At 70.7% G+C, this 25,316-nt stretch carries 19 protein-coding genes; 7 read left to right on the top strand and 12 right to left on the bottom strand.

All coding sequences use genetic code 11. From position 1 onward, the window contains the following. The first annotated feature begins 33 nt into the window (after positions 1-33). The gene (locus AB0383_RS29785; protein ID WP_364172273.1) at positions 34-333 is read left to right on the top strand and encodes a hypothetical protein; all 300 of its coding nucleotides are present in this window, start codon (positions 34-36) and stop codon (positions 331-333) included. A 669-nt stretch (positions 334-1,002) separates the two neighbouring features. Here AB0383_RS29785 and AB0383_RS29780 read toward each other — a convergent pair. From AB0383_RS29780 to AB0383_RS29760, 5 genes are all read right to left on the bottom strand, one after another. Continuing rightward, positions 1,003-2,160, bottom strand: a complete 1,158-nt coding sequence (locus AB0383_RS29780; RefSeq protein WP_364172275.1) for a cystathionine gamma-synthase — start codon at positions 2,158-2,160, stop codon at positions 1,003-1,005. A 132-nt stretch (positions 2,161-2,292) separates the two neighbouring features. Continuing rightward, positions 2,293-3,030 (bottom strand): hypothetical protein, encoded by a 738-nt coding sequence (locus tag AB0383_RS29775; RefSeq protein ID WP_364172277.1) that lies wholly within the window; start codon positions 3,028-3,030, stop codon positions 2,293-2,295. 85 nt (positions 3,031-3,115) lie between these two features. After that, a complete protein-coding gene (locus AB0383_RS29770; RefSeq protein ID WP_364172278.1) occupies positions 3,116-3,643 on the bottom strand; it encodes a hypothetical protein in 528 nt (175 codons plus the stop codon). 1,879 nt (positions 3,644-5,522) lie between these two features. Further along, positions 5,523-7,112, bottom strand: a complete 1,590-nt coding sequence (locus tag AB0383_RS29765; protein ID WP_366189119.1) for a hypothetical protein — start codon at positions 7,110-7,112, stop codon at positions 5,523-5,525. Between the two features lie 215 nt (positions 7,113-7,327). Next, a complete protein-coding gene (locus AB0383_RS29760; protein ID WP_366189118.1) occupies positions 7,328-8,698 on the bottom strand; it encodes a cystathionine beta-synthase in 1,371 nt (456 codons plus the stop codon). Positions 8,699-9,683: 985 nt separating this feature from the next. On the opposite strand from AB0383_RS29760, the gene AB0383_RS29755 reads away from it, so the two are divergent. Continuing rightward, on the top strand, positions 9,684-10,904 hold the full coding sequence (locus tag AB0383_RS29755) for an acetyl-CoA C-acetyltransferase (protein ID WP_364172283.1): 1,221 nt from the start codon (positions 9,684-9,686) through the stop codon (positions 10,902-10,904). Positions 10,905-11,379: 475 nt separating this feature from the next. Here the strand turns inward: AB0383_RS29755 and AB0383_RS29750 are convergent, their stop codons facing one another. Next, on the bottom strand, positions 11,380-12,936 hold the full coding sequence (locus AB0383_RS29750) for a DHA2 family efflux MFS transporter permease subunit (protein WP_364172285.1): 1,557 nt from the start codon (positions 12,934-12,936) through the stop codon (positions 11,380-11,382). A 330-nt stretch (positions 12,937-13,266) separates the two neighbouring features. Beyond that, positions 13,267-14,133 carry a Bax inhibitor-1/YccA family protein gene (locus tag AB0383_RS29745; protein ID WP_364172287.1) on the bottom strand — a complete coding sequence of 289 codons (867 nt, stop codon included), beginning with the start codon at positions 14,131-14,133 and terminating at the stop codon, positions 13,267-13,269. Positions 14,134-14,465: 332 nt separating this feature from the next. Between AB0383_RS29745 and AB0383_RS29740 the strand changes: the two genes are divergently transcribed. The 4 genes from AB0383_RS29740 (at position 14,466) to AB0383_RS29725 (ending at position 20,412) form a co-directional block, all read left to right on the top strand. Then, the gene (locus AB0383_RS29740) at positions 14,466-15,971 is read left to right on the top strand and encodes a hypothetical protein (RefSeq protein ID WP_364172289.1); all 1,506 of its coding nucleotides are present in this window, start codon (positions 14,466-14,468) and stop codon (positions 15,969-15,971) included. Between the two features lie 16 nt (positions 15,972-15,987). Beyond that, positions 15,988-16,695 carry a class F sortase gene (locus tag AB0383_RS29735; protein ID WP_364172290.1) on the top strand — a complete coding sequence of 236 codons (708 nt, stop codon included), beginning with the start codon at positions 15,988-15,990 and terminating at the stop codon, positions 16,693-16,695. Between the two features lie 356 nt (positions 16,696-17,051). Then, positions 17,052-19,043 carry an SDR family oxidoreductase gene (locus AB0383_RS29730; protein WP_364172292.1) on the top strand — a complete coding sequence of 664 codons (1,992 nt, stop codon included), beginning with the start codon at positions 17,052-17,054 and terminating at the stop codon, positions 19,041-19,043. Between the two features lie 121 nt (positions 19,044-19,164). Beyond that, on the top strand, positions 19,165-20,412 hold the full coding sequence (locus AB0383_RS29725) for a cell division protein DivIVA (RefSeq protein WP_366189117.1): 1,248 nt from the start codon (positions 19,165-19,167) through the stop codon (positions 20,410-20,412). 236 nt (positions 20,413-20,648) lie between these two features. Here AB0383_RS29725 and AB0383_RS29720 read toward each other — a convergent pair whose 3' ends face one another. Next, positions 20,649-21,971: an amidase family protein gene (locus AB0383_RS29720; protein WP_366189116.1), complete on the bottom strand. Its 1,323-nt coding sequence runs from the start codon at positions 21,969-21,971 to the stop codon at positions 20,649-20,651. 20 nt (positions 21,972-21,991) lie between these two features. Beyond that, positions 21,992-23,002: an NAD-dependent epimerase/dehydratase family protein gene (locus tag AB0383_RS29715; RefSeq protein ID WP_366189115.1), complete on the bottom strand. Its 1,011-nt coding sequence runs from the start codon at positions 23,000-23,002 to the stop codon at positions 21,992-21,994. A gap of 89 nt (positions 23,003-23,091) precedes the next feature. Here AB0383_RS29715 and AB0383_RS29710 point away from each other — a divergent pair, with 89 nt between their 5' ends. Continuing rightward, complete coding sequence (locus AB0383_RS29710) at positions 23,092-23,643, top strand: TetR/AcrR family transcriptional regulator (RefSeq protein ID WP_366189114.1); 552 nt, start codon at positions 23,092-23,094, stop codon at positions 23,641-23,643. A 100-nt stretch (positions 23,644-23,743) separates the two neighbouring features. Here AB0383_RS29710 and AB0383_RS29705 read toward each other — a convergent pair whose 3' ends face one another. The 3 genes from AB0383_RS29705 to AB0383_RS29695 all read right to left on the bottom strand — a co-directional run bounded on the left by AB0383_RS29705 (position 23,744) and on the right by AB0383_RS29695 (position 25,179). After that, the gene (locus tag AB0383_RS29705) at positions 23,744-24,379 is read right to left on the bottom strand and encodes a response regulator transcription factor (RefSeq protein ID WP_220244148.1); all 636 of its coding nucleotides are present in this window, start codon (positions 24,377-24,379) and stop codon (positions 23,744-23,746) included. Between the two features lie 201 nt (positions 24,380-24,580). Then, the gene (locus AB0383_RS29700; protein ID WP_364172301.1) at positions 24,581-24,874 is read right to left on the bottom strand and encodes a hypothetical protein; all 294 of its coding nucleotides are present in this window, start codon (positions 24,872-24,874) and stop codon (positions 24,581-24,583) included. Then, positions 24,871-25,179 (bottom strand): WXG100 family type VII secretion target, encoded by a 309-nt coding sequence (locus tag AB0383_RS29695; RefSeq protein ID WP_364172303.1) that lies wholly within the window; start codon positions 25,177-25,179, stop codon positions 24,871-24,873. The genes AB0383_RS29700 and AB0383_RS29695 overlap by 4 nt, the downstream gene beginning before the upstream one ends. Positions 25,180-25,316 lie beyond the last annotated feature (137 nt).

Below are 25,316 nucleotides of genomic sequence, written 5' to 3'. Positions count from 1 at the left end.
AACGGCAACCTCACGTGATCAGGGAGTGCGACCATGGCCCGCGCGAAAAACGCGACGACCCCTCGCGGGACGCGCGCGACCCGTTCGGCCGGAGTCCTGCCCGTCGTGCTGGGCGTCGCCTCCGCCGTCGCCCTCACCGGCGCCGCTTACTTCACCGTCGACGCGGCCGGCTGCGGCGCCCACCCCCAATACATCCGCCACGACAACCACGTCGAGCTCGTCGGCGGCTGCATCGACGGCTCCGAGCTCCCGGCCGCGCCCGCCGAGCAACAGGAGGCGGTCCACCACTCGATGCACACGGCGGGTCCGCAGCCGAGCAGCTACCGGCCCTGACTGGTCCAGACCTGTCCTTCGAACCCCGCACCTCGAAGTTCGTGCGGGGTTCTTGTGTGTTCGGGTCCGCCCGATTCATCGGCGCGCGACCACGTCCAGGCACCCGCCGTCCGAAGTTCGTCCGGGGTCCGTCCGCGGTCCGTCCGAGTTATCCACAGCAGATCCCGCCGACCCTGAGTTGTCCACAGATTTCCAGACCACCGTTTTGAGGCCCGTGACCTCGATAAACTGGAGCAGGGCAGTCCCCCCGAGGAGGGCGGGGGTCTGTCCGCCTGGTGTCTCTCCACCGGGCGAGCGCTCTGTTCACGGGCGAGGGCTCTGCCCACCGGGCGTCTGCCCACCGGGCGTCTGCCCACCGGGCGTCTGCCCACCGGACGTCTGCCCACCGGACGTCTGCCCACCGGACGTCTGCCCACCGGACGTCTGCCCACCGGACGTCTGCCCACCGGACGTCTGTCCACCGGCGAGGGCTCTGCCCACCGGGCGTCTCTCCACCAGGCGAGCGCTCTGTCCACCGGCAAGCGCTCCGCCCACCGGACGTCTCTCCACCAGACGACCGCTCTGTCCACCAGTCGAGGGCTCTGTGCCACCTGATTGTGGTGCGAGGGCCACAACAGAAACCCCCGCGCCACAACCAGTTGGCACGGGGGTTTCGCAAGAACGCAGGGCTCAGCCCAGCGCAGCCGTGAGGTCGGCGACCAGGTCGGTGCCGTCCTCGATGCCGACGGAGAGGCGGAGCAGGTCGGCCGGGACCTGGAGCGTGGAGCCCGCCGTGGAGGCGTGGGTCATGCGGCCCGGGTGCTCGACGAGGGACTCGATGCCACCCAGGGACTCGGCCAGGATGAAGAGTTTGGTGCGCGACGCGACTTCCAGCGCGGCCTGCTCGCCGTCGGCGTGGCGGAAGGACACCATGCCGCCGAAGCGGCGCATCTGCTTGGCCGCGACCTCGTGGCCGGGGTGTTCGGGCAGGCCCGGGTAGTAGACCTTGGAGACCTTCGGGTGCTTGGCGAGCGTCTGCACGATCAGCTCGGCGTTGTCGCTGTGCCGCTCCATGCGCAGCGCCAGCGTCTTCAGGCCGCGCAGCGTGAGCCACGCGTCGAAGGGACCGGGGACGGCGCCGGCGGCGTTGCGGAGGTAGAAGAGCTGCTCGCGGACCTCGTCCTCGTTGGTCAGCACGGCGCCGCCGACGACGTCGGAGTGGCCGCCGAGGTATTTGGTCGTGGAGTGGACCACGATGTCGGCGCCGAGGGCCAGCGGCGTCTGCAGGTACGGCGTGGCGAAGGTGTTGTCGACGACCAGGCGCGCGCCCGCGTCGTGGGCCACGCCGGCCAGGGCCGCGATGTCGGCGATGCCGAGCAGCGGGTTGGTGGGCGTCTCGCACCAGATCAGCTTGGTCTCGGGTCGCAGGGCGGCGCGGACCTCGTCGACGTTCGCGAGGTTGGCGACGGTGTGCTCGATGCCCCAGAGGCTCAGCACCTTGTCGATCAGGCGGAACGTGCCGCCGTACGCGTCGTTGCCCAGCACCAGGTGGTCGCCCGGGCGCAGGGTCGTGCGCAGCACCGCGTCGGACGCCGCCATGCCGGACGCGAACGCCAGCGCGTGCCGAGCGCCCTCCAGCGAGGCCAAGGCCTGCTCCAGCGCGGTGCGCGTGGGGTTCGCCGTGCGCGAGTACTCGTAGTCACCCTCGCGGGTGCCCCCGACGCCGTCCTGCGCGTAGGTCGACGTCTGGTAAATAGGCACGATGACGGCGCCCGTCCGCGGATCGGGCTGCTGCCCGGCGTGGATGGCGCGTGTTTCGAAGCCCAGCACGGAGTAGTCGTCGACCATGGTTCCAGGGTACGGCCCGGTACCGACAATCCCGCCAGGTGGGATGGAATTCACGCCTGCTGCCACCTGTCACCGCAGGTCCCGCCGGTGCGGTCCCACCCGGCGGCGATTGCGCCTGGCGGGACCGGTCCGTCACCAGCCTTGTTGCGGAGGGTAGGTGCCCGGGTACTGCGGCTGCGCCGGTGCGCCGAGCCCGACCCACAGCTGGGTGGGCTTCACGATCGCCAGGACCAGCGTGGCCACCGGCGGGATGAGCGCGACGAGGCCGCTCGCGACGCCGTAGCCCAGGAACTCGGCCGACGAACCGAGAGCGGTGGCGCCGGCCGCGGTCAGGATCACCGAGATCACGGAGAACGCGATCGAGACGCCGCAGCCGATGATCACGCACATCCGGCCCGCCGGCTTGTGCATGATCAGCGCGATGGCGCCGTAGAGCAGCAGACCGGCGAGCGCGAGTTCGACGACCAGCGAGACGATGAGGAGCACCTCGGTACCGCGCAGCGCCGACAGCCCGACGATCGAGCCGATCACCCCGATCAGCGCGACGACGCCACCCAGGATCGCCAGCACGGCCGCGGTGATCGCGGTTCCGCCGCCCGGCTTCTGCTGGAGCACGCCCGGGCCGCCCGGGTACGCGGGGAACGGCTGGCTCGGCTGACCGTACTGCTGGGGGTACTGGCCGGGCACGGGCTGCTGGCCCGGGTACGGCTGCCCCGGCATCGGCTGCGGACCGGAGTAGGGCGCCGGCTGCTGGCCCGGGTACGGCTGACCGTAGGGCTGCTGGCCGGGGATGGGCTGTGGGCCGGAGGGCTGCTGACCGTACGGCTGCTGCGGATTCTGCCCCTGGCCGGGGTTCTGGGGATAGCTCACGGAAGTCCTCGGGAATCCGGCCCCCACCGGCTGCGGGGAGATGTCCTCGTATCGTGCCAGGCCGGAGCCGTTTTCGGGGCGAAAATCACCACTGTCCGGGCACGTACGCCCGGTACCTGAGATACGAGAACGTCGGGCGCAGCGCCGCCAGCACCAGCACGAGCGGCGCCAGCACCACCAGCACGGCCCGGTCGACGGCCGCGAAGCCGTTCAGCGCGAACACGACCTCGAAGTAGGCCGCGTAGCCGCCGTTGCCGAGCGTCGGCTCCAGCAGAATCGCGCCGATGGCGATGACCGCGCCGAGGATCAGCAGTACGGCGCCGGCGGTGGCGCGGAAGATCGTGGCAAGCGCGCCGACGAGCAGGAAGAGCCCGGCACCCAGGTAGCCGCCGAGGTCCACGAGTGTCCACACAGGAAGGTCGCCGAGGCTGAACCCCGAAGGGATGTCGATGAACAACGTCACCGGCAAGTAGCCCGCCGCCCCGGCCGCCACGAGCCCCAGCAGCGCCGCGACCAACGCCGTCGCCCCGGACGGACGGCCGCGCCGCGCAGGCGGTTCCCCGTGCGCGGGACCTGACCGCTGCTGCGCTGGAGATCCGTACGGGCCGCTCAACTCTGCTCCCCCTCGGGCCGAAGGCGAAAACGAACGGCTCACCCTAGCCCGGAAATCGCGATCATGGACGAGAAATGGTGAAGCGATGAACAACCAGTGCCCGTTTCGCCCAGGTCGGGTAATAGTTCAAGATCAGGAGGGTGAAGCGTTACTGAAAAACAGCATTTCTCAATTTTTCGCAAAGATCGGCTGTGTGGGTGACCGGGGTGCCGTGTTGCGGCTCCACGCTCCCGGAGCGCAACGGGAGAAGTGCCGACAGTGGGGAAATGCCCGCGGAGGTGGGGTGCGGACTGATTCGGCCGGAGCAGACCGCGATACCGTGTGGTATTCGACGGGCCGACCAGTCTTCCGGTCACGAAAGGTCGGCGGTTGGTGGCAACGTCCGGCAGTTCATCAAGGCGGGCGTGCCACCGCCCGCGGCCAAGGTCGCAAACCCGAACCGTGCCGGGATCCGGCTAACGGGTGCAGGGTCGCGGAGGCGACTGTAGGCAGCAACGCTTCGCGGGTTCCCAATCATCACGGCTCGCCCTTTATGGCGGGGCGCATCGCCGATCCGAACCCGACGAGCGAGACCTGGCCGCGTCCTCCGCGCCGCGAGGTCAATCGCGGCCTGCGGAACTCCGCGGCTCACTGCTTCTCCGCAACGCCGCGCTGGTGCCCAGCCTGGTCCTCCACCCTGCGAAGTCGATTGCGCCAGCCAAGCGCCACGATCCGCCACCGCGCGGCACGGGCCGCCGTGCGACCGGCGAGAGGACAGGCCTCAGCGATCGCCGAGCGGCAGCGCGAAAGCGAGCGCGGGTCGGTCCAGTTACAGGGCCAATGGTCCGCCGGACAGCGAAAGCGCCTTCGATGCCGTGCTCCGCTGCCCCGCGAAGCCAATTGCGCCAACCAGGCGGACGGTCCGCCGCCGCGCGGCGCGCCGGGCACGGGCCGCCGTGCGACCTGCCAAAGGGCGGCCGCAGCGATCGCCCGGCAGCGACGCGAAAGCGAGCACGGGTCGAGCCAGCTGCAGAGCTGAAGCCGCCGGCAGCAAAAGCCCCTTCAATACCGTGCTCCGCCGCCCCGCGAAGCCGATCGCGCCAACCAATCGCGCCAGTCCGCCACTCCCGCGCCGCGCGCGGGCACGGGCCCGCCGTCGACCTGCGAGAGGACAGGCCTCAGCGATCGCCCGGCGGCAGCGCGAAAGCGAGCACGGGTCGAGCCAGCTGCAGAGCTGAAGCCGCCGGCAGCAAAAGCCCCTTCAATACCGTGCTCTGCCGCCCGCGAAGTCGATCGCGCCAGCCAAGCGCGACGGTCCGCCACCGAGCGGCGCGGGCGGGCTCGGGCGGGCACGGGCCGCGGTGCGACCTGCGAAAGAGCGGCCGCAGCGATTGCCGGGCGGCGACGCGAAAGCGAGCGCGGGTCGGACCAGTTGCAGAGCCGAAGAGCCACCGAGCAGCCCAAAAGGCCCCTTCGATGCCGTGCTCCGCCGCCCCGCGAAGTCGATCGCGCCAGCCAAGCGCAGCGGACCGCCGCCGCGCGGTGCGGGCCGCCGTGCGACCTGCGAGAGGACAGGCACGAGCGATCGCCCGGCGGCGGCGCGAACGCGAGCACGGGTCCGACCAGCTGCAGAGCCGAAGACCCGCCGGCGGCAAAGCGCCTTCGACGCCATGCTCCTGCGCCCCGCGGAGTCCGTTGCGCCAACCAAGCGCGACGGTCCGCCACCGCGCGGCGCGGGCCGCCGTGCGACCGGCGAGACGACAGGCCGCAGCGATCGCCCGGCGGCGACGCAAAAAGCGAGCGCGGGTCCGACCAGTTGCGGAGCCGAAGAGCCGCCGGACAGCAAAAAGCCCCTTCGATGCCATGCACCGAAGGGGCCCTTCACGTGAAGCTCAGCTGGTCACCACTGCTGTTGCTGCGGCGGCTGGCCGTAACCCGGGGGCTGCTGCCCGGGCTGGGGGCCGTAGCCCGGGGGCGGCTGCTGACCCGGCTGGGGCTGACCGTAACCGGGGGGCGGGCCGTAGCCCGGAGGGGGCTGCTGGCCGTAACCGGGCTGGGCCTGGCCGGGCTGGGGCTGGCCCGGCTGCGGGAAACCGCCGCTGCCGGGCTGTTCGCCGGGCTGGCCGTAGCCGGGCTGCGGAGGCTGGCCGTAGCCGCCGGGCTGGGGGAAGCCGCCGCTGCTCGGGTTGGGCTGCTGGCCGAAGCCGGGCTGGCCGAACGGGGGCTGCTCGCCGGGCTGGCCGAAGCCAGGCTGACCCGGCTGACCCGGCTGGCCGAAGGGGCCAGGCTGACCGAAACCCTGCTGCGGCTGGCCGAAGGGACCCGGCTGGCCGAAGCCACCGGCACCACCCGCGGGGCCGCCGAAGCCGCCCGCGCCGCCCGGGGTGCCGCCGCCGAGGCCGACGAACTGGGCGGTGGGCGGGATCAGGCCGAGGAGCCCGACGATGAAGATCAGGATGCCGAAGATGAGCGTGGGCATGCCGATGCTGTCGGCGCCGTTGCCGCCGGCCTGGTCGAGGAGCTCCTGGTTCGGCGTGGAGCCGGCGATGAGCAGGACGCCGAAGACGCCCAGAAGCACGCCGCCCACGGCGACCACGATTGGCACGATCTTCTTGATCCCGCCGAGGCGCCCGGCCAGGATGAGCCCGGCGCCGCCCGCGATGGAGACGACCGCGCCGACCAGGACCATGATCACGTAGAACCAGATGGCGCCCGGCGAGGCGAGGCCGGACTGGCCCAGCAGCTCGTCGACCTTCGCGTCACCGGCCGACTGGCGGGCCTGGTCGAGGCTGGACGAGTAGTCGCTCGCGTCGCCCATGTAGAGGAACGACCAGATCAGCGACAGCACACCCAGCAGCGCCACCACGCCACCGGCAATGAAGCCGTACATGCTGTTGCCGCCACCGGACGCGACAGGCGCGGCACCGAAGGCCGGGGGCGCTCCGAAACCGCCCGGCTGACCCGGCTGCCCGGGCTGACCCGGCTGACCGAAACCGCCCTGCGGCGGGGCACCGAAGGCACCCTGGCCCTGGTCGAACCCGCCCGGGGCGCCGAAGCCCTGCGGCTGGCCCGGCTGGCCGAAGCCACCAGGTGCACCCGGAGCACCGGGCTGTGCCCCGAAGCCTTGCTGGCCGAACCCGCCGCCCATGGCAGCGGGGTTGTCGGCCGCGCTCGGCGGCGGGGAGTACGGGATGGCCGGCGGCTGCGAGCCGGGCGGGACGAGCTGCGTCGACTCGGCGCCGAAGTGGCTTTCGCCGCCGGCGTTCGCGTCACCGGGCCGCACGACCTGCGTGGGCTCGGGGGCTTCGCCGAATAGTCCGCCATCGCCCGAAGGCGGGGCCGACGGGTACGGCTGGCCCGGCTGGACCACCTGGGTCGGCTCCGACGCGCCGAAAGGACTGTCCTGCTGAGGTGTGGGACCACTCGGTGGGCCCTGCGGCGGTTGCTCGCCGCCGTCCCCGGGCTGGTTCGGTGGCTGCGGAGCACTCATGTGGGTCTTGAACCCCCTTGACGAGGACGCGAAAAAGTTCTATCGCGCCCACGCTATCGGATAGCGGGGCAGGGCGCTCGGAACGCCCCGGCCCAGGTAGGCCAATTACCGATCCGACCAGAAGCAGGCGGGAACCTGTCCGGACAGTGCCGCAGCCGGCAACCTTCCCCGCCGTGACTGTGGCCGGATCGGTAACGAAGAGCGCAGTGTCGCCCTCAGCGCCCGGCGAGGAACCCGAGCAGATCGTGCCTGGTGACGACGCCCGCGGGCTTGCCGTCGATCAAGACCAACGCGCCGTCCGCGCCCTCGAGCGCCTTCATCGCGGAGCCGACCTGTTCGCCGGCACCGATCGTCGGCAGCGGCGGCGACATGTGCGTCTCGAGCTTGTCGGCGAGCTGGGCCTTGCCGGTGAACAGCGCGTCGAGCAGGTCGCGCTCGTTGACGGCGCCCACCACCTCGGCGGCCATGACCGGCGGCTCCGCGCTGACCACGGGCATCTGGCTCACACCGAACTCCGACAGGATCGCGACGGCCTCCGCCACGGTCTCGTTCGGGTGCGTGTGCACGAGGCTGGGCAGGGAGCCACTCTTCTTGGTGAGCACGTCGCCCACCGTCGCGCCCGAGGAGTCGGGCGGGAGGAAGCCGTAGGACGACATCCAGTCGTCGTTGAAAACCTTGGTGAGGTAGCCGCGGCCGCCGTCGGGCAGGAGGACCACCACGACGTCGTCCTCGGTCAGGCTCTCGGCGAGCTTCAGCGCGGCGGCGACGGCCATGCCGCACGAGCCGCCGACCAGCAGGCCCTCTTCCACCGCGAGGCGGCGGGTGGTGTCGAACGAGTGCGCGTCGGAGATCGGGATGATCCGGTCGGCGATGCCGCGGTCGTAGGTCTCGGGCCAGAAGTCCTCGCCCACGCCCTCGACCAGGTACGGGCGGCCGCTGCCGCCGGAGTAGACGGAGCCCTCGGGGTCGGCGCCGACGACCTGTACGCGGCCGTCGCTGGCCTCCTTGAGGAAGCGGCCGGTGCCCGAGATCGTGCCGCCGGTGCCGACGCCGGCGACGAAGTGCGTCACCTTGCCCTCGGTCTGGCGCCAGATTTCCGGGCCGGTGGAGAGGTAGTGACTCTCGGGGTTCGCGGGATTGGCGTACTGGTTGGGCTTCCAGGCGCCGTCGATCTCGCGGACGAGGCGGTCGGAGACGTTGTAGTAGGAGTCGGGGTGCTCGGGCGGGACGGCCGTCGGGCACACGACGACGCGCGCGCCGTACGCGCGCAGGACGTTGCGCTTGTCCTCGCTCACCTTGTCCGGGCAGACGAACACGCACTTGTAACCCTTGCGCTGCGCGACCATCGCCAGGCCCACGCCGGTGTTGCCCGACGTCGGCTCCACGATCGTGCCGCCCGGCTTGAGGGCGCCCGACGCCTCGGCGGCCTCGATCATCCGCAGCGCGATGCGGTCCTTCACGCTGCCGCCCGGGTTCACGTACTCGACCTTCGCGAGCACCAGCGGCTTGAGCCCCTTGGTGAGGGAGTTCAGCTTGACCAGCGGGGTGTTCCCCACGAGGTCGACGATGTGCTCGGCGTACTCCACGACTGCGCTCCTGCCCTTCCGCGCCGGATCTCGGCGGCGAGGCCCAGCCTAAACGCTGGACCTGCGGCGCGGTCCACTCAGGCGGGGCGGCTCGACTCTTCGGTGACAGTCCCGCCCGGGGTGGGCGTTCCGGGCGGCGCTCGATCCCGCGGCGTCGGGCGGCTCGGCGAACGTCGCCGCGGTGAAATCCGCCTTGGTCGCGAAGCTGGTGTAGCGGAACGTCGTGGCCCCGGTGAACTCCACGTCGGCGAACACCGCCGACGTGGACGCGGCAGTACTTCAGCGACAGGTCGACGAGCTTCGCACCGGTGAGGTCCAGGTCGACGTTCGGCCAGAACCAGCTGTCGCCGTCCTCTGCGGGGCGGAGGTGCAGGGTCAGGATCCGCTGCGCGACCTTGCGGACCTGCCGCTCGTCCGGACCGCCGTCGGAACGGCATCCGCAGGTAGGCGCAGAGCAGGTTGACAATCGTCTGGCGCTGGAGCGGGTGTTCCTGGGCGAGGCGCTTCAACGCGTAGAGGCCGGCGAGGCGGACCGGGGCCTTCTCGCTGCCGAGCTGGTCGGCGGCCTTGCCGCACATCTCGGTGATGCGGCGCTGGGTCGCGTCGTGGTCCTTCTGCTCGAGGTCGAGCTCGGCCGAGCGCCGGCGACGGGCGGCGAGCAGCAGGGCGGCCGCGCCGCCGGTGCCTACGACGCTCGCGGCGGTGCGCAGGGCGTCGAGCCGGGCGGTGTCCTGTGGGGTGCCGCCGCCGAGCGTGGCCCGCAGAGGAAGGCGGCAGCCACGGCCACCAGGATCAGGCCGGCTCCCCACCACACGATCGTGCTCGTGCGCAGTGCCCTGTTCCGACCGGTCACGGCGGAGATCCTGCCGGCGCCCGATAGTGGTCCGCGTCGCGTTGGGCTTTGCGGGAGGCGTGACAGGCGGCACTATGGTGAGCAACCGCTTAGCGCCCGCCCGTTGCCACCGACCCGAGGAAGTGTCACGCCATGCCCGAAGCCGTAATCGTCTCCACCGCCCGCTCCCCGATCGGCCGTGCCGCCAAGGGCTCGCTGGTCAGCATGCGCCCCGACGACCTCGCCGTGCAGATGATCCGGGCGGCGCTCGACAAGGTGCCGCAGCTGGACCCCGCCGACATCGACGACCTGATGCTCGGCTGTGGCCTGCCCGGCGGCGAGTCGGGGTTCAACATGGGCCGAGCGGTGGCCGTCGAGCTCGGTTACGACCACCTGCCCGGCTGCACGATCACCCGGTACTGCTCCTCCAGCCTCCAGACCACCCGCATGGCGATGCACGCGATCAAGGCCGGCGAGGGTGACGTCTTCATCTCCGCGGGCGTCGAGGCCGTGTCGCGCTTCGCGAAGGGCAGCTCGGACTCCTGGCCCGACACGCACAACCCGCTCTTCGCCGACGCCGAGGCCCGCACCGTGGCGACCGCTTCGTCGGGCACGGACACCTGGACCGATCCGCGCGGTGAGGGCGCTGTGCCCGACGTCTACATCGCCATGGGCCAGACCGCCGAGAACCTGGCGCGGCTCAAGGGCATCACGCGCGAGGAGATGGACGAGTTCGGCGTGCGCTCGCAGAACCTCGCAGAGAAGGCGATCGCCGACGGCTTCTGGGCCAAGGACATCACGCCGGTCACCCTCCCCGACGGCACCGTCGTGTCCAAGGACGACGGCCCGCGCGCCGGCGTGACCATCGAGGGCGTATCCGGCCTGAAGCCCGTGTTCCGCCCCGACGGCCGCATCACCGCCGGCAACTGCTGCCCACTCAACGACGGCGCCGCCGCCGTGATCGTCATGTCCGACACCAAGGCGCGCGAGCTCGGCCTCACGCCGCTGGCCCGCATCGTGTCGACGGGCGTGACGGGCCTGTCGCCGGAGATCATGGGCTACGGCCCGGTCGAGGCTTCGAAGCAGGCACTGTCTCGCGCGGGTCTGTCCATTTCGGACATCGACCTCGTCGAGATCAACGAGGCGTTCGCCGCGCAGGTCATCCCGTCCTACCGCGACCTCGGCATCGACCTCGATCGCCTCAACGTCAACGGCGGCGCCATCGCGGTCGGCCACCCGTTCGGCATGACGGGGGCACGCATCACGTCGACGTTGATCAACTCTCTGCAGCACCACGACAAGCAGTTCGGACTGGAGACGATGTGTGTTGGTGGCGGGCAGGGGATGGCGATGGTGCTGGAGCGCCTTTCCTGAAGTAGACCGCTTTTTGAGGTAGCGCGCTTGGGCCGCCCGCGACTTTGGCTGCGGGCGGCCCTTTTGCCGCTTCGGGCACTGCTGGATGAACAGGTCGCGGGCAACGGCGCGTTCGCGACTCGCGACGGTCGTTCGATGGTTCCTCGCAGTGCTTGCGGGCTCCGGCCGTGCTCGCCATAGTCGACGAAGCCGCCTTCCGCCGAAGCAAACCGAGCGCCGACGGGAAAGGCTGCTCACAACTTGTTCGTTGGCGCGATTCCGCGAGAGTGCTGAAGTCGGCCGCAAAATGAGTGGCGAGCGCCCGTTCTCGCGATGATCCCGCGACAGCCGGGAAACCGGTCGCCGGACGACGCGCCACCGTGACGGCCATATTCGGAGGCAGCACGACGGCGCAGCCCAAGCAAGCCCGGTCACGCGAAGAAAAGGGCCGCCCGTGGCAAGCGCGAAGCGGCCCTCTCGCGTGAAGCAAACCCAGTCAGTGCAGCGGCGCCACCGGGATCGGGGCCGCCGCGTCGTCCGAGCGTGCCGGAGGGGGCGACGGGACGAAGCGTCGGTTCGGCAGGAACGCGGCGGGCACCAGGCACACGGCGAGGATCACCGTGGCGATCAAGAAGGGCGTCGCGAAGGCGCCGGCGGCGAGGGCGGACGCGGCGGTGTGCGTGGCGGGGTTCAGGGTGGCCACCGTGGCCGCCAGCTGGCCCTGGCTCGTCGGGACGCTGAAGCGGGAGCCGAGCAGGGCGGCCAAAACGATGGACATGATCGCGGAGCCGATGGCACCCGACGTCTGCTGCAGGATGCTCGTGGTGGTCGAGGCCTTGGCCATGTCCTCGGAGCGCAGCGTCTGCAGGGCGGCTGACGTGATCGGCATCATCGTGCAGCCCATGCCGAGGCCCATGACGAACGCGGCCGACAGCAGCAGCGCGTACGGCGTGGTCGACGTGACCTGGGTGAACGGCACCATGCCCACTACGATCAGCGCCAGGCCCGGCAGCACGATGCGGCGGGCCGCGAACTTGTCGAACAAGCGGCCCGCGATCGGCATCATGATCATCGCGCCGAAGCCCTGCGGTGCGAGCAGCAGGCCGGCGTGCAGCGCGGATTCGCCGCGCACCAGGGTGAAGTACGTGGGCAGTAGCAGCATCGCGCCGAAGAAGCCCATGCAGAACACCGAAAGCGTGATCATCGAGACCGAGAACGTCCGGTTGCGGAACAGGCTCAGGTCCATCAACGGGTCCGCCACCCGCAGCGCGCGCAGCACGAAGCTCACCAGCAGCACGATGCCCGCGACCGCCGGCAGCCACACCTGGATCGCCGTGACCGTGCCGGTGGACGGGATGCGCGAGACGCCGAAGATCAGGGCCGCCAGGCCCGGCGACACCATCAGCAGGCCCGCGAAGTCGAAGCGGCCCGACTTCGTCGCCTTGTCCTTCGGCAGCAGGCGCAGCGCGAGCACGAACGCGATGACGCCGATCGGCACGTTGATGTAGAAGATCCAGCGCCAGCTCACGGCGTCGACGAGCCAGCCGCCGAGGATCGGGCCGCAGATCGGGCCCAGCAGCATCGGCACGCCGAGCACGGACATCACCCGGCCGATGCGCTGCGGACCCGCCGTGCGCGTCAGAATCGTCATGCCCGCGGGCATCAGCATGCCGCCGCCGAGCCCCTGCACGACCCGGAAGATGATCAGGGACTCCACGTTCCACGCGAGCCCCGCGAGCATCGAACCGACGAGGAACGTGCCGATGGCCAGCAGGTACAGCCGCTTGGTGCCGAAGCGGTCCGACGCCCAGCCCGTGACCGGGATGACCGTGGCCAGCGCGAGCATGTAGCCCGTGGCGACCCACTGGATCGTGTCGAACGACGTGGAGAACTGGATCGTGAGCTTCTGCAGCGCGACGTTGACGACCGTGGTGTCGAGGATCGCCATGATGGCGCCGAGCACCACCACGGAGGCGATCTTGAGCACGCCACGGTCGAGTTTGTCGTCGAGCCCGGCTGCGCCCGGCGCGGCCGGACTCGGTTGTTCGGACATGCGGTGGACCATCCCCATCGTCGAGAGCGAAAAAAGGCACGCAAGCCCACGGCAGCGGGTCCCCCTTGCGTGACGCCGTCGAGGCTAGAGGACGCCACCGACAAAAAGCCATCGATTTCGCCCGAAGCACGGCGAAGGCGGCTTTTCGCGTTCTCGGCGCCCCTGCGGAAAGTCCTCCACCTGCACCGACACGGCCAGGAATTGGCCTCGCACAAGCACTCTGCGTACGCGCTCCGTCGCGCGAAGAGCATTTCTCCGCGTACAGAACGCGTACACAGAAAAGGCGCCCCGTAGTACACGGAGCGCCTTCTCGGGAGTCCGACGCGAGTACTAGTCGCGCAGGTAGGACAACAGCCGCAGAATCTCGAGGTACAGCCACACCAGCGTGGTCATGAGGCCGAAAGCCGCGAACCACGCCCACTTGGCCGGCATCCCCGACCGGATCATGCGGTCGGCCTGGTCGAAGTCGAGCAGGAAGCTGAACGCCGCGATGCCGATGACCACCAGGCTGAAGATGATCGCGATCGGCCCGCCGTCGCGCAGCGGGTTGAAGCCGAAGAACAGCGCGGTGAGCAGGTTGACCAGCATCAGGACCACGACGCCGCCCACGGCGCCGACGATCCACTTGGTCAGCTTCGGCGTGACCTTCACGGCGCCGGTCTTGTAGACCACCAGCATCGCGATGAACACACCCGCCGTGCCGATCAGCGCCTGCAGCGCGATCCCCGGGTAGAGCAGCTCGAACAGCCCGCTGAGCGCACCGAGGAAAATACCCTCGGCGGCCGAGTAGGCCAGCGTGAGCGGACCGCTCGCCTTCTGCCCGAAGATGATCACGAGCGACAGCACGAGCCCGACGATCAGGCCGCCGAACAGCGCACCGAGCAGCGCGCCGTTCATGCCGGTGACGCGGCCGAGCGCGTCGGTCACCAGCTGGGTCTGGGCCCACAGGGCCGTGACGACACCGAACACCAGCGCGGTGCCCAGCGAAAGACCGGTCTTGACGACGACGTCGTCGACCGTCATCGGACGGTCGGCGGAACCGGCGGCCATCTGCCCGGGACCGTAGCCGGGCACACCGCCCTGGCCCTGCGGAGTGCCGTAGGGCCGCTGGTCGAAGCCCACGTTCGGCCCGTACTGCCCTGAAGCGGCCGAACCGCGGGACAGGTTGCGGAACGCCGGGTTGCTACTGGAACGCACCTGATCCTCCTGGATCTGCTGGCACCTTGCATGGGGTTCAACGACCGCTCGGGCCTGCTGGTTCCCGTCGAGACGGTCGAGTAAAGGAGACTTTACCCTTTTGCCCGATCAGGGGACCGGACCCGCGCCGGGCTACACCGTATGCGACTGAGATCACGACCGTTCACCGCAGGTCACCCGATGGCCCCCTAGACAATCCGGGTGATCAGCCGCGAACCTTCACTTCGCGTGTTCGGAATGTGACCGAACGCGTGTCGGGGAGTTGTTCGATCGTGTGACCTGCGTCGACGCAAAGGCGTCACTGCAGAGCATGTTGAAGGAGTCAACACACCATGGGGTGGTCTTCACGCCCGCGCGCTCGCCTGCGCGCGGCCGCCGGTCTGGTCGCCACGGCCGTGCTCGGCGCACTCTCCCTCACCGCACTCGGCCCGACCGCCGCCGACGCCGCGACCCAGCAGGGCATCGGCGTCGAGGTCCCGGCACAACGGTTCGACAACAAGGACCACAGCGGCAACTGGCTCGGGTCCTACCTCGTCGCCGGCAAGCAGGTGTTCTGCGTCAGCTTCCAGCTGAAGGCACCGGACTCGAACGAGAAGTACAAGCCCGGCGACAAGCTGCTCACCAAGTGGGGCGACGAGATCCCCGCCGACAAGGCGGCCAACATCTCGTACCTGCTGCTGCGCTACGGCGACACCAAGGACGCGAACATCGCCGCCGCGCTGGCGCACCTGCTGCACTCGTACACCTCCGCGCCGCGGCCCGGGCACGACGACCTCAACCAGGCGCTGCCCGCGGACAAGATCGGCTACGACATCGACATGCACCTGCAGGGGCTGAAGGACAAGGCCCCCACGGCGTACGACGACGTCGCCAAGCTGACCACCGACGCCGAGGCCAACCGCGGCCCGTGGACCGCGTCGGTCACGCCGCCGAAGGAGGACCAGCACCTCGGCAGCGCGGCGACCTGGACGGTCACCGTGAAGAACGCCAAGGGCACCGGCGTCCCGGACGTCGCGGTCAAGCTCGACGCCACCGACGCGACGCTGACGACCGGCACCGACTCCGACTCGCAGGACGACGCCCAGGCCACCGACACGGCCGGCGGCAGCGCCACCGTCCAGGGCGCGCAGACGGAGACCACGCTCAAGACGGGCGCCGACGGCACGATCTCGGTGAAGCTCACGCCGACCGGTGACCAGCCGAAGCTCGCGACGTCGCTCTCGGCCCCGGCCGACCGGCCGTACGTGCAGAACCCGGTGAACACCGGCATCCAGAACGTGGTCTCCACCGGCGGCGAGAAGACGCTGACCGCGGAAGGCGTCGTCGCCGTCGCGAAGCCGGGCAAGGTCCAGGTGACCAAGACCGACGCGAAGACCGGCAAGGGCATCGGCGGCGCGACGCTGCGGATCACCGGCAAGGACAAGAAGACCGCCGCCACCGGGCAGGACGGCAAGCCGCTCAGCGGCCCCGACGGCAAGCCCGTGGTCGTCACGACCGCCGGCGACACCGGTGCGGTGACCGTGGACAACCTGCTGGCGCCGCAGGACATCTGCGTCGTCGAGGTCAACGCACCGCCGGGCTACGAGAACGCGTTCGACCCGAAGAACCCGCCCTCGGTGTGCGGCTCGCTGAAGCCGGGCGAGACACTGGCGCTCAGCCTCGCCAACACGCCGAACGAGGTCCCCCACGCGATCCCCGCGGGCGACCAGCCGGTGGCGATGGCGAAGGGCGCCGTCGAGACGAGCTTCTCCGCGCCGGGGCTGATCGGCCTCGCGGTGCTCGCGCTCGTCGGTTCGGGTCTGGTCGGGTTCGCCGCGCGGCGCGCGTCCCGGAGGTAGTGAGAGCGGAACGGGTATGGCAAGCAAGAGCCGGTTGATCACCGGTTTCGTCCTCGGCGCGGCGAGCGTTCTCGTGGTGGAGCTCGCCACCGTCGTGATCAGCGCACCCCCGATGGCGATGGTGGCCGGCAGCGCTCAGCCGGCCGCCGCCGCCCTCGCGGGTCTGCGGCCGGCTGCGCCTTCGGAGGCGCCTTCTTCTTCGGCGCCGCCTTCACTACCGTCCACCGCGCCGGCCGGGCCGCCGCCCGCCGCGCCGGTGGAGCACAAGCAGCCCCCGCTCGCGCCGCAGAAGCCGGGCACGCTCCGGCTGCCCGGCGGCGGGACGGCCGCGATGGTGCGCCAGAGCCTCGGGCCGGGCAACACGCTGCCGGTGCCCTCGGACATCGGGCAGGCGGCCTGGTGGGGCGCCGCGCTCGACGCGGTGAGCGGCGCCAGCGTCTTCGCGGGGCACGTGAACTGGAAGGGCGCGACGGGGCCGTTCGCCGAGCTGTGGAACGAGCGTATCGGCGGCGAAGTGACCATTGTGGACAGTTCGGGGAAGAGCTCGAAATACCGGATCTCGCAACTGGTCACCGTGCACAAGGACGATCTGCCGGCCCGCGCCGACGACCTCTTCGGGCAGGCTGGGCCACACCGGGTGGTGCTCGTGACCTGTGGCGGCCGGTGGGTCGGCGGGACCGACGGGTACGAGGAGAACCGGGTCGTCATCGCGGATCCGGTCTGATCCTTTCCACCGAGTTTTCACCGCGCTTTTCGCGCCGTGCTATTCGACGAGGGTGCCCCGGCGGGATTTCGCCGGGGCACCGGTTTTTCTGCCTTTTTCTCCTGCGTGGCAGGCAACGGCGTGCAGTTCACCTGATGCGAGGGGACCGTTCGCTCCGCGCGGCGGGTGTCGCGAACGGTCACTTCGTACCGCCCATCGGGACACCGTCGCCGGAAAAGGTGCCTCCGACCTGCGGGACCCGGGTTTCACCGCAAGTTACTAGCGAGTAACATCACTCGGGCGCGCTGTGGTCAGCGCGGCTTCCATGCAGCAGAATGCGGCAAGGGTCCAGCGTTGTACGGCGGAGGGTGATGGAGATGGCGACGTTCTTGGTGACGGGTGCGACCGGGTTGATCGGCCGCCAGTTCACCCGGCTGCTGCTCATGCGGCCGGACGCGGAACGCGTCGCCCTCGTGGTGCGCGCGTCGTCGAGGGAGAAGCTGGCGAAGCTGGTCGACGGGTGGCCGCACGCGGACCGCGTGACGCTCGTGACCGGCGACCTCGGCGAACCGATGCTGGGTGTGTCCGAGGAGGACCGCGACGCCCTGCGCGGTGTCGACCACGTGGTGCACCTGGCCGCGCTCTACGACATCACCGCCGACGACGAGATCAGCATCAAGGCCAATGTGGACGGTACGCAGCACGTCGTCGACCTCGCCGCGGACCTGCGCGCCGGCGGACTGCACCACGTGTCGTCGGTGGCCGTGGCCGGTGATCACGAGGGCCTGTTCACCGAGGACATGTTCGACGTCGGGCAGCGGCTGATCACGCCGTACCACCGCACGAAGTTCGAGGCCGAGAAGCTGGTGCGCGAGCAGCACGAGGTGCCGTGGCGCGTGTACCGGCCCGCCGTCGTGGTCGGTGACTCGAAGACCGGCGAGATGGACAAGATCGACGGCCCGTACTACCTATTCCCGGCCATCAGCAAGCTCGCCGGGCTGCCCGACGTGCCGATCGTCGGGCCGGACCTCGGCGACACCAACGTGGTGCCGGTCGACTACGTGGCCAAGGCGCTGCTGGAGCTGGTGACCACGCCAGGCCTCGACGGGCGCGCCTTCCACCTCGTGAACCCCGAGCCGCAGCCGGTGGTGTCGGTGTACAACGCGTTCGCGCGGTCCGCGGGCGCGCCGACGATCACGGTGCAGCTGGGCGAGGGCGTGTCGAAGGGGCTCGTCGGGCTGGTGAAGCTCAGCGAGCACATCCCCGGCTTCACGATCGCGCGCGACGCGGTGATGGAGCGCCTCGGCATCCCGCCGGTGCTGCTGGAGACGATGGCGTTCCCGTCGGTGTTCGCGTCGACCGAGACGCGCAAGGCGCTGGCGGGCACGGGCGTGGAGGTGCCGCGGCTCGAGGACTACGCGGCCACGCTGTGGCGCTACTGGCGCGAGCACCTCGACCCGTTCCGCGCCCGCAAGCACGGCCCGCGCGGTGAGCTGGACGGGCGGCGCGTGATCATCACCGGCGCGTCTTCGGGCATCGGGCGAGCGACGGCGCTGAAGGTCGCGGCGGCGGGCGGTGTGCCGCTGCTGGTGGCGCGGCGGCAGCACGAGCTGGAAGAGGTGCGCGACGAGATCATCGCGGCCGGCGGCACGGCGTCGGTGTACCCGGCGGACCTGACCGACGAGGAGTCGGTGCACAAGGCCGTGGACGCGATGCTGGCCGAGCACGGCCGGATCGACATGCTCGTGAACAACGCCGGGCGCTCGATCCGCCGGTCGATCAAGCTGTCGTACGACCGGATCCACGACTACGAGCGCGCGATGGCGATCAACTACTTCGGCGCGGTGCGGCTGATTCTCGCGGTGCTGCCTCACATGTCGGAGCGGAAGTTCGGGCACATCGTGAATGTTTCGTCGATCGGTGTGCAGGGCATCGCACCGCGGTTCTCCGCGTACGCCGCGTCGAAGGCCGCGCTCGACTACTTCTCGCGAATCGCGGCGACGGAGACGCACGGTGACGGCATCACGTTCACCACGATCCACATGCCACTGGTGCGCACGCCGATGATCCGGCCGACGAAGATCTACGACGCGTTCCCCACGAAGTCGCCGGAGCAGGCGGCCGACATGGTCATGAAGGCGCTGATCGACCGGCCCAAGCACATCGGCACCCCGGCGGGGCAGGCCATCGGGCTCACCTACACGCTGGCGCCGGGCCTCACTGACGCGATCGCGTACCAGGGTTTCCGCATCTTCCCCGACTCGACGGCGGCCGGCGGTTCGGGCCGGCTCAAGATCGGCCGTGGCGAGAAACACCTGTCTCGGGCTGCGATGGCGCTTGCGCGGCTGTCGCGCGGGTTCCACTGGTAGTCACGGTGCGTTTCCGGGGTGAGGCCGTTCAGGCGACGATCACCAGGTAGGGCCCGACACGTGGCGGTGAATCACCAGTCCTGACGCCGACGACACAATGTGCGCGGGTACCGTCGGGCCCATGGTTCCCGAGCGAGACAACGGCCTCCTGCCCCTGCGGCGCGAGTACACCCAAGCCTGGCACGGCTTCGACCGCAACGAGGTGCGCCAGTACCTCGATCACATCGAGGCGCAGCTGCGCCGGCTGCTCAGTGATCGCGACGCGGCGGCGACGCAGGTCGCCACGCTGTCGCGCGAGCTCGAGGCCGCGCGCGGCGAGGTGACCAAGCTGCAGGGCCGCGTCGAGGAGCTGATGAAGCCGCCCGAGCGGCTCGAGGACTTGGACGAGCGCATGCAGCGCACGGTGCAGCTCGCGCAGGCGCGCGCGGACGAGATCACCAAGCGCGCGCAGGTGGCGGCGGAGAAGCACTGGGCTTCGTCCACCGAGGCGTCGACGAAGCTGCGCGAGCGCTACACGCGTCTGGTCTCGGAGCTCGACAAGCAGGCCGAGGCGCTGCACTCCGAGCACGAAGAGGCTTTGAAGGAGACGCGCGCCGAGGTGCAGCGGCTCACCGTCGAGGCGGCGCAACGCCGGGAACTCCTCGACAACGAAGCCGAGCGCAAGCGCCGCAAGATCGAGCGCGACTTCGACTCGAAGATCACCGCCGAGCGCACCGCGCACGAGAAGCTGATCGCCGACCAGCGCACGGCGAGCAAGAACCAGGCCGAACGCCGCATCGCCGAGGCGACGGCCGAGGCCAAGCGCCGCGTCGACGACGCCACCGCGGAAGCCAAGCGGCGCCTCGACGAAGCCACCACTCAGGCCGCCCAGCGCACCACCGCGGCGACCCGCAAGGTCGAACGCCTCGCCGAGATCCGCGAGCAGGCGCGCAAGAACCTGGCGATGGCGGACGAGGTGCTGAAGAGCAGCGAGACCCTGCTGGCGGCGCTTCCGGCGGAGTCGGTGATCCCGTCGGCGTCGAAGCTGGTGGGCGGGGATGATCCGGCTGCTTCTTCTATGTCGGCCAAGCCTGCTGCTGCTGCGCCTGCTGCCAAGCCTGCGCCTGCCCCGGCTGCTTCTGCCGAGCCCGCTGCCGCGCCGGCACCCGCTGCTTCTGCCAAGCCCGCTGCCGCGCCGAAGCCCGTTCCGGTCCCGAAGCCAAAGCCCGAGGTCGTCTCGGTCGACTCCCCGACCACCCCGGCCCCGACGGTGAAACCCAAGCCCGTACCGGCAAACGGCAACGCCGCCACCGCCGCGAAGCCCACCGGGAACGCCAACGGCTCCACGCCTCAGCCGGTCTCCCAGGTGGCCGGCAAGTCCAACTCCTGACCCGCACTTCACGACCGAAGGCCGCTCCCCCTCCGACGGGGAAGCGGCCTTCGTCGTTTCTTACGGTGGCCGCGCGAGCGTCTGTCAACCCCCGCCCCGCAGTTGTCCACAGGCAGCCGCCTATCCACAGGAAATGCCGGATTCCCTTGCTACCAGCGGGTTTTGTCGGGGGTGGCCGATAGACTGGACGTGGGACGCCCCCCTGGGAGGGCGGGGCCATGCCACCGGGGCGAGGGTCAGCGGCTGCGGGGCCAGGGGTTTGCCGCCTCGAGTTGAGCCGCGAGGCCCAGCAGTAGCGATTCGCCGCCGGGTGGGGCGATGAGCTGGACCGAGGTGGCGAGGTCGAGGGTCGGGTGGTGACCGACGGGCACGGAGAGGGCGGGGAAGCCCGCGAGGTTCCAGAAGCCCGTGAAGTCGGCGACGCGGACGGCCGGCAGGGCGTTCGCGAGCCAGGAGCGGCGGTGCCAGCGCTGGGCTTTCGGGGGCAGCGTGGCGAGCGTCGGGGTGATGAGGACGTCGTGGGAGTCGAAGAACGCCTCGGCGCGGGAGATCCACGTGGTGCGGGAGCGGTCGCGGACGAAGGCGCGCGTGAGGTGGCCCAGGCGGACGTGGGTGCGGGTGCGGGGCTGGAGGTGGCGGAAGGTGAACTCCGCGTCGGCTTGGGAGGCGGGGCCGGCGAACCAGCGGGCGACGAGGGCGAGCATGGTGTCGAAGCCGTAGGCCGGGGTGGCTTCCGTCAGCGAATGACCAAAACCGGTCAGCACCGTCGAGGCTTGGGTGACGGCCTGGCCGAGCGGGCGCGGGAGCGGGGCGCGCGTGACGGGGACCTGGGTGGAGAAGGCGATGCGTTGCGGGCCGGGCACCGGAACGTCGGCCAGCGAAGGTTGCGCGCCCAGCACGGACATCAGCAAGGCCGCGTCGGCGGTGGTGGTGGCCAGCGGGCCGTGCGTGGACATGCCGTACCAGCCCTCGGTGGGCTCCTGGACGACGCCGCGGCCGGGCTTGAGGCCGACGAGGCCGCACATGGCGGCGGGCAGGCGCACGGAGCCGAGGCCGTCGGTGCCGTGGGCGATGGGGACGAGGCCGGCGGCGACGGCGGCTGCGCTGCCGCCCGAGGAGCCGCCGGCCGTGTACGCGGGTTCCCACGGGTTGCGGGAGACGGCGGTGGGGTCGTCGCTCATCGGGTACAGGCAGAGCTCGGGCACGCGGGTGAGACCGACGATCACGGCGCCCGCCGCGCGCAGGCGGGCGGCGATCACCCCGTCGGAAGAAAACGGCGTCCGCGGACCGGCGACCGAGCCCCAGCCCGCGTATTCGCCGGCGACCTCCGTGACGTCCTTGACCGCCACCGGAACACCCGCCAACGGCAAATCACGCAGGTCCGGGCGGGCGGCGACCTCCGCCGCCTCCGCGAGGGCCTCCGCCGCGCGCACGCGCCGGAACGCGCCGACCACGCCGTCGGCCGCCGCGATGCGGGCGAGGGCTTCCTTGGTCACCTGGACGGGATCCAGCTCACCGGCGCGCACCGCGCGCGCGATCTCCACCGCAGTCTGCACCATGATGCGCACCCTAACCGTCCTCAGTGGACAGCGACAAGGCTCCGCGCGCAGTCGACGACGGTCGCGGCCGCGGGCCGGGGCTGCCAGCCGAGCAGCTTCTGCGCCTTGGCCGAGGTGTACACGTTCTTCCGGCCGAGGTCCGGCGCCACCTCGCGCACGCCGGCATTGATGAGCGAGAAGCCGCGCAGCACGAAGTCGGGCAGACCGCGCGTGGGCACCTTGGCGGCGTCGGGGCCGAGCTTCGCGCGGATCTCGCGCGCCGCCTCGCGCAGCCACAGGAACTCGCCGACGGCGACGAACCGCTCGCCCGCGGCCTCGGGCGCGAGCATGGCTCGAAGGTGGAGATCGGCGAGGTCACGGACGTCGGTGACGCTGTAGCCGAGCCGCGGGACGCCGGGGAGGCGGCCGTCGAGCAGGGCGCCGATCAGCTGCACGGAGCCGAGCGCCTGGCCTTCCAGCACCGGGCCGAGGATCGCGCCCGGCAGCACCGTCGCCAGCGAAGTGCCACCGCCGGCGGACTCGATGAAGTCCCACGCCGCGCGCTCGGCCACGGCCTTGGAACGGCGGTACGGGTTGAGGCGGCGATCGTCGGGGTCGGTCCACAGGGTCTCGTCGAACACCTCGGCGCTGCGCGTGCCGATCGGCGGCGCGGCGGCGGCCAGCGAGGACGTCATCACTACTCGCGACACCCCGGCCTCGGTCGCGGCCTTCAGCACCCGCAGGGCACCGTCGCGCGCGGGGCCGATGAACGCGTCGGGGTCGCGCGAACCCTCGCCGCCCAGCGGCGAAGCGACGTGCAGCACGTAGGTGCAGCCGGCCACGGCCTCGGCCCAGCCGGCGTCGGACGTCAGGTCGGCGACCACGACCTCCAGCCGGTCACCGGGGTCGATCTCGCTGCCGACCGCGCGGCGCACCGCGGCTTCCTTGGCGGCCGAACGCACCGTCGTCCGCACGTCGTAGCCACGCCGCAGCAGCTCGGCGAGGCACCAGCCGGCGACGTAGCCGGTCCCGCCGGTCACCAGTACGCGCATGTGTCTCTCCTCGAATTTCATTAGCCATTCGGCTAATGAAACCACCGTAGCCCATCCCCGCACCGAACGCCGTGGGTTAGCATCGCCGGGTGTCACCCACCCGGGCTGAACAGGCCGAGAAGACCAGGCGGGCCGTGCTCGCCACGGCGCAGGAGCTGTTCGCCGAGCACGGGTTCGACGCCACGTCACTGCAGCTGATCGCCGACACGATGGGCGTCACGAAAGCCAACGTCTACTACTACTTCCGCTCGAAGGCCGACATTCTCGCGGCTCTCCTACAGAGCAGCATCACGGCGTTCGACGAACTCCTCGAAGCGGCCGCGAAGGTCCAAACCGGACAGCAGCGGCGCGAGCTGCTTGTCGACGGTTTCGTGGACCAGGTCGTGGCCCACCGGTCCGTCTCTCCGCTCAACCGCACCGACCCGGGCGCACGGCGGCACGAGAGCATCGGCCAGGCGCTCGACGACCAGGCCCGGCGCGGCCTGCGCCTGCTCTTCGGCGACCACCCGACGCCAGACCAGACAGCCGCCTACTGGACGGCGACCGAACTCGGCCCCGCGCTGCGAGGACTGGACCACCTCTCCGACGACGACCTGCGCGCCACCCTTCGCCGCCTCTGCCTGCGCGTCCTGGACGTCTGAACCACCACGGACAGACACGTAAAGGGCCTTCCCCACGAAAAGGAGAAGGCCCGAAGCAAGGGTGGCGGCACCGCCCCGGTCGCCGCCCGGCGAGAGTGGTTCAGATGGCGCCGGCACGCAGGGCGTAGGCCACGGCGTGCGCACGGTTGTTGAGGCCGCAGCGGGTCATCAGGCCGTACAGGACGTTCTTCACGGTCCGCTCCGAGTAGCAGAGCTTCGTCGCGATCTCCTCCGTGCCGTAGCCCTCGGCGACGAGCCTCAGCACGTCGCACTCGCGGGCGGCGAGGCCGGACAGGGTGAGGCCGTTGGGCTCGAGCACGTCGCGGCGCATGCGCTGGACCTGGCCGAGCAGCGCGCCCTGCAGCCGCGGCGGCAGGCTGGCGGTGCCGTCGCCTGCGGCGAGCACGGCGGACACCAGTTCGGCGCCACCGGTCTCGCGGCGCGGCAGGATCGCGACGACGCCGCACTCGATGGCGGTCATCAGGTCGCTCTCCCGAAAGTGGTCGGCGACGATGACGAGGTGCGGTCCGGCCAGCTGCTCGGACTCGCGCCCCAGCTCCTTGACCCGCGACAGCACTCGATCGGTCACGTGCTCCTCCATCACGAGGACCACGTCGGCCTGCGCGGCCGAGTCCTCGGGGAGGACCTGCAGCTCGGCGCGGGTACCCAGCAGGCTCGCGGCGCCGGCCTTGGTGATCGGGTCCGAGGCGAGAACAGCGACTTTGACGAGCTTCACGAGATCTCCTACCACCACTCCAGGTTGACGGTGATAAGTCTCGCGCGGACGACTTCACGTTTTCTTACCAAGATTCTTCACGCCCGCCGCGATCGTGAAGAATATCCCTATAATCGCAGGTCAACGTCCTCTACGCACTGCTTCACGAAGGTCTTGACGGCAGGGTTGAGCCGCCCGTCGGCCCGGGCTTCACGCCGGCCTTCACGCCTCCCGGCACACCCCGCATGCGTTCGGCCCCGCCGCGCCGGAGTTCCCGGCGATCTCCCGGAACGCCTCCCGCGCCCGCTCGACGCAGTCGGGCATGCGGCCGACGGCCTCGGTCCAGGCCTGCTTGGCCGCCCAGTAGCGCGCCTGCGCCTCCGGCGTCCAGCCCGCCAGATTTCGTTCCACAGTGGACTCCAGCTCCGCCAGCACGGCCCGGATCCCGCCGGTCGTCCTGCCCATCCGGTCGAGGATCTCGTCGGCGTCGGTGAAGTCGAAACGCCCTGGGCTCATATCCCGCTCAGGCCACCCGTCCACGGCGTCGCCCGCTCGTCGGCGGCCGGGCGCGCGTCCGCCGCGCCGCCGGTGACCGTGAGCAGGTCGGCGAGCCGGCCCAGGATGAGGTCGTACTGCTGTTCCCAGTCGTTCATCGCCTGGCCGAAGCGCACCGAAGCGTCGCCCCGCCACGACGCCTGCAGCGCCGCCATCTCGCTGTTGACCCGCCTCAAATGGGCGTTGGCCGAGTCTATGGCGCGGGCGAACTCACCCGCCGCACCGCGCATGCCGTCCGGCACCACCGTCGGAGGGATCGATTTCACGACGCTCTCCTCACCACCACGTCCCCAGAACCCGCGCCCGTGCCGCGCGGGCTGCTCATGCGAGCGTGACCCACCACCGGAGGGTGGCGAAACCGGAGACCAGGTGGTATGCCCGATTTTCGGATATCCTTGCCTGC

It is taken from the genome of Amycolatopsis sp. NPDC051373 (assembly GCF_040689465.1).
Taxonomy (GTDB): Bacteria; Actinomycetota; Actinomycetes; order Mycobacteriales; family Pseudonocardiaceae; genus Amycolatopsis.
This window is presented reverse-complemented; position numbering and strand designations above follow the sequence as displayed.

Excerpts from the sequence above, each read along its gene's own strand:
- AB0383_RS29785 (WP_364172273.1), top strand. The coding sequence starts at position 34 with ATGGCCCGCGCGAAAAACGCGACGACCCCTCGCGGGACGCGCGCGACC.
- AB0383_RS29780 (WP_364172275.1), bottom strand. The coding sequence starts at position 2,160 with ATGGTCGACGACTACTCCGTGCTGGGCTTCGAAACACGCGCCATCCAC.
- AB0383_RS29765 (WP_366189119.1), bottom strand. The coding sequence starts at position 7,112 with ATGAGTGCTCCGCAGCCACCGAACCAGCCCGGGGACGGCGGCGAGCAA.
- AB0383_RS29755 (WP_364172283.1), top strand. The coding sequence starts at position 9,684 with ATGCCCGAAGCCGTAATCGTCTCCACCGCCCGCTCCCCGATCGGCCGT.
- AB0383_RS29750 (WP_364172285.1), bottom strand. The coding sequence starts at position 12,936 with ATGTCCGAACAACCGAGTCCGGCCGCGCCGGGCGCAGCCGGGCTCGAC.
- AB0383_RS29740 (WP_364172289.1), top strand. The coding sequence starts at position 14,466 with ATGGGGTGGTCTTCACGCCCGCGCGCTCGCCTGCGCGCGGCCGCCGGT.
- AB0383_RS29735 (WP_364172290.1), top strand. The coding sequence starts at position 15,988 with ATGGCAAGCAAGAGCCGGTTGATCACCGGTTTCGTCCTCGGCGCGGCG.
- AB0383_RS29730 (WP_364172292.1), top strand. The coding sequence starts at position 17,052 with ATGGCGACGTTCTTGGTGACGGGTGCGACCGGGTTGATCGGCCGCCAG.
- AB0383_RS29725 (WP_366189117.1), top strand. The coding sequence starts at position 19,165 with ATGGTTCCCGAGCGAGACAACGGCCTCCTGCCCCTGCGGCGCGAGTAC.
- AB0383_RS29720 (WP_366189116.1), bottom strand. The coding sequence starts at position 21,971 with ATGGTGCAGACTGCGGTGGAGATCGCGCGCGCGGTGCGCGCCGGTGAG.
- AB0383_RS29715 (WP_366189115.1), bottom strand. The coding sequence starts at position 23,002 with ATGCGCGTACTGGTGACCGGCGGGACCGGCTACGTCGCCGGCTGGTGC.
- AB0383_RS29700 (WP_364172301.1), bottom strand. The coding sequence starts at position 24,874 with ATGAGCCCAGGGCGTTTCGACTTCACCGACGCCGACGAGATCCTCGAC.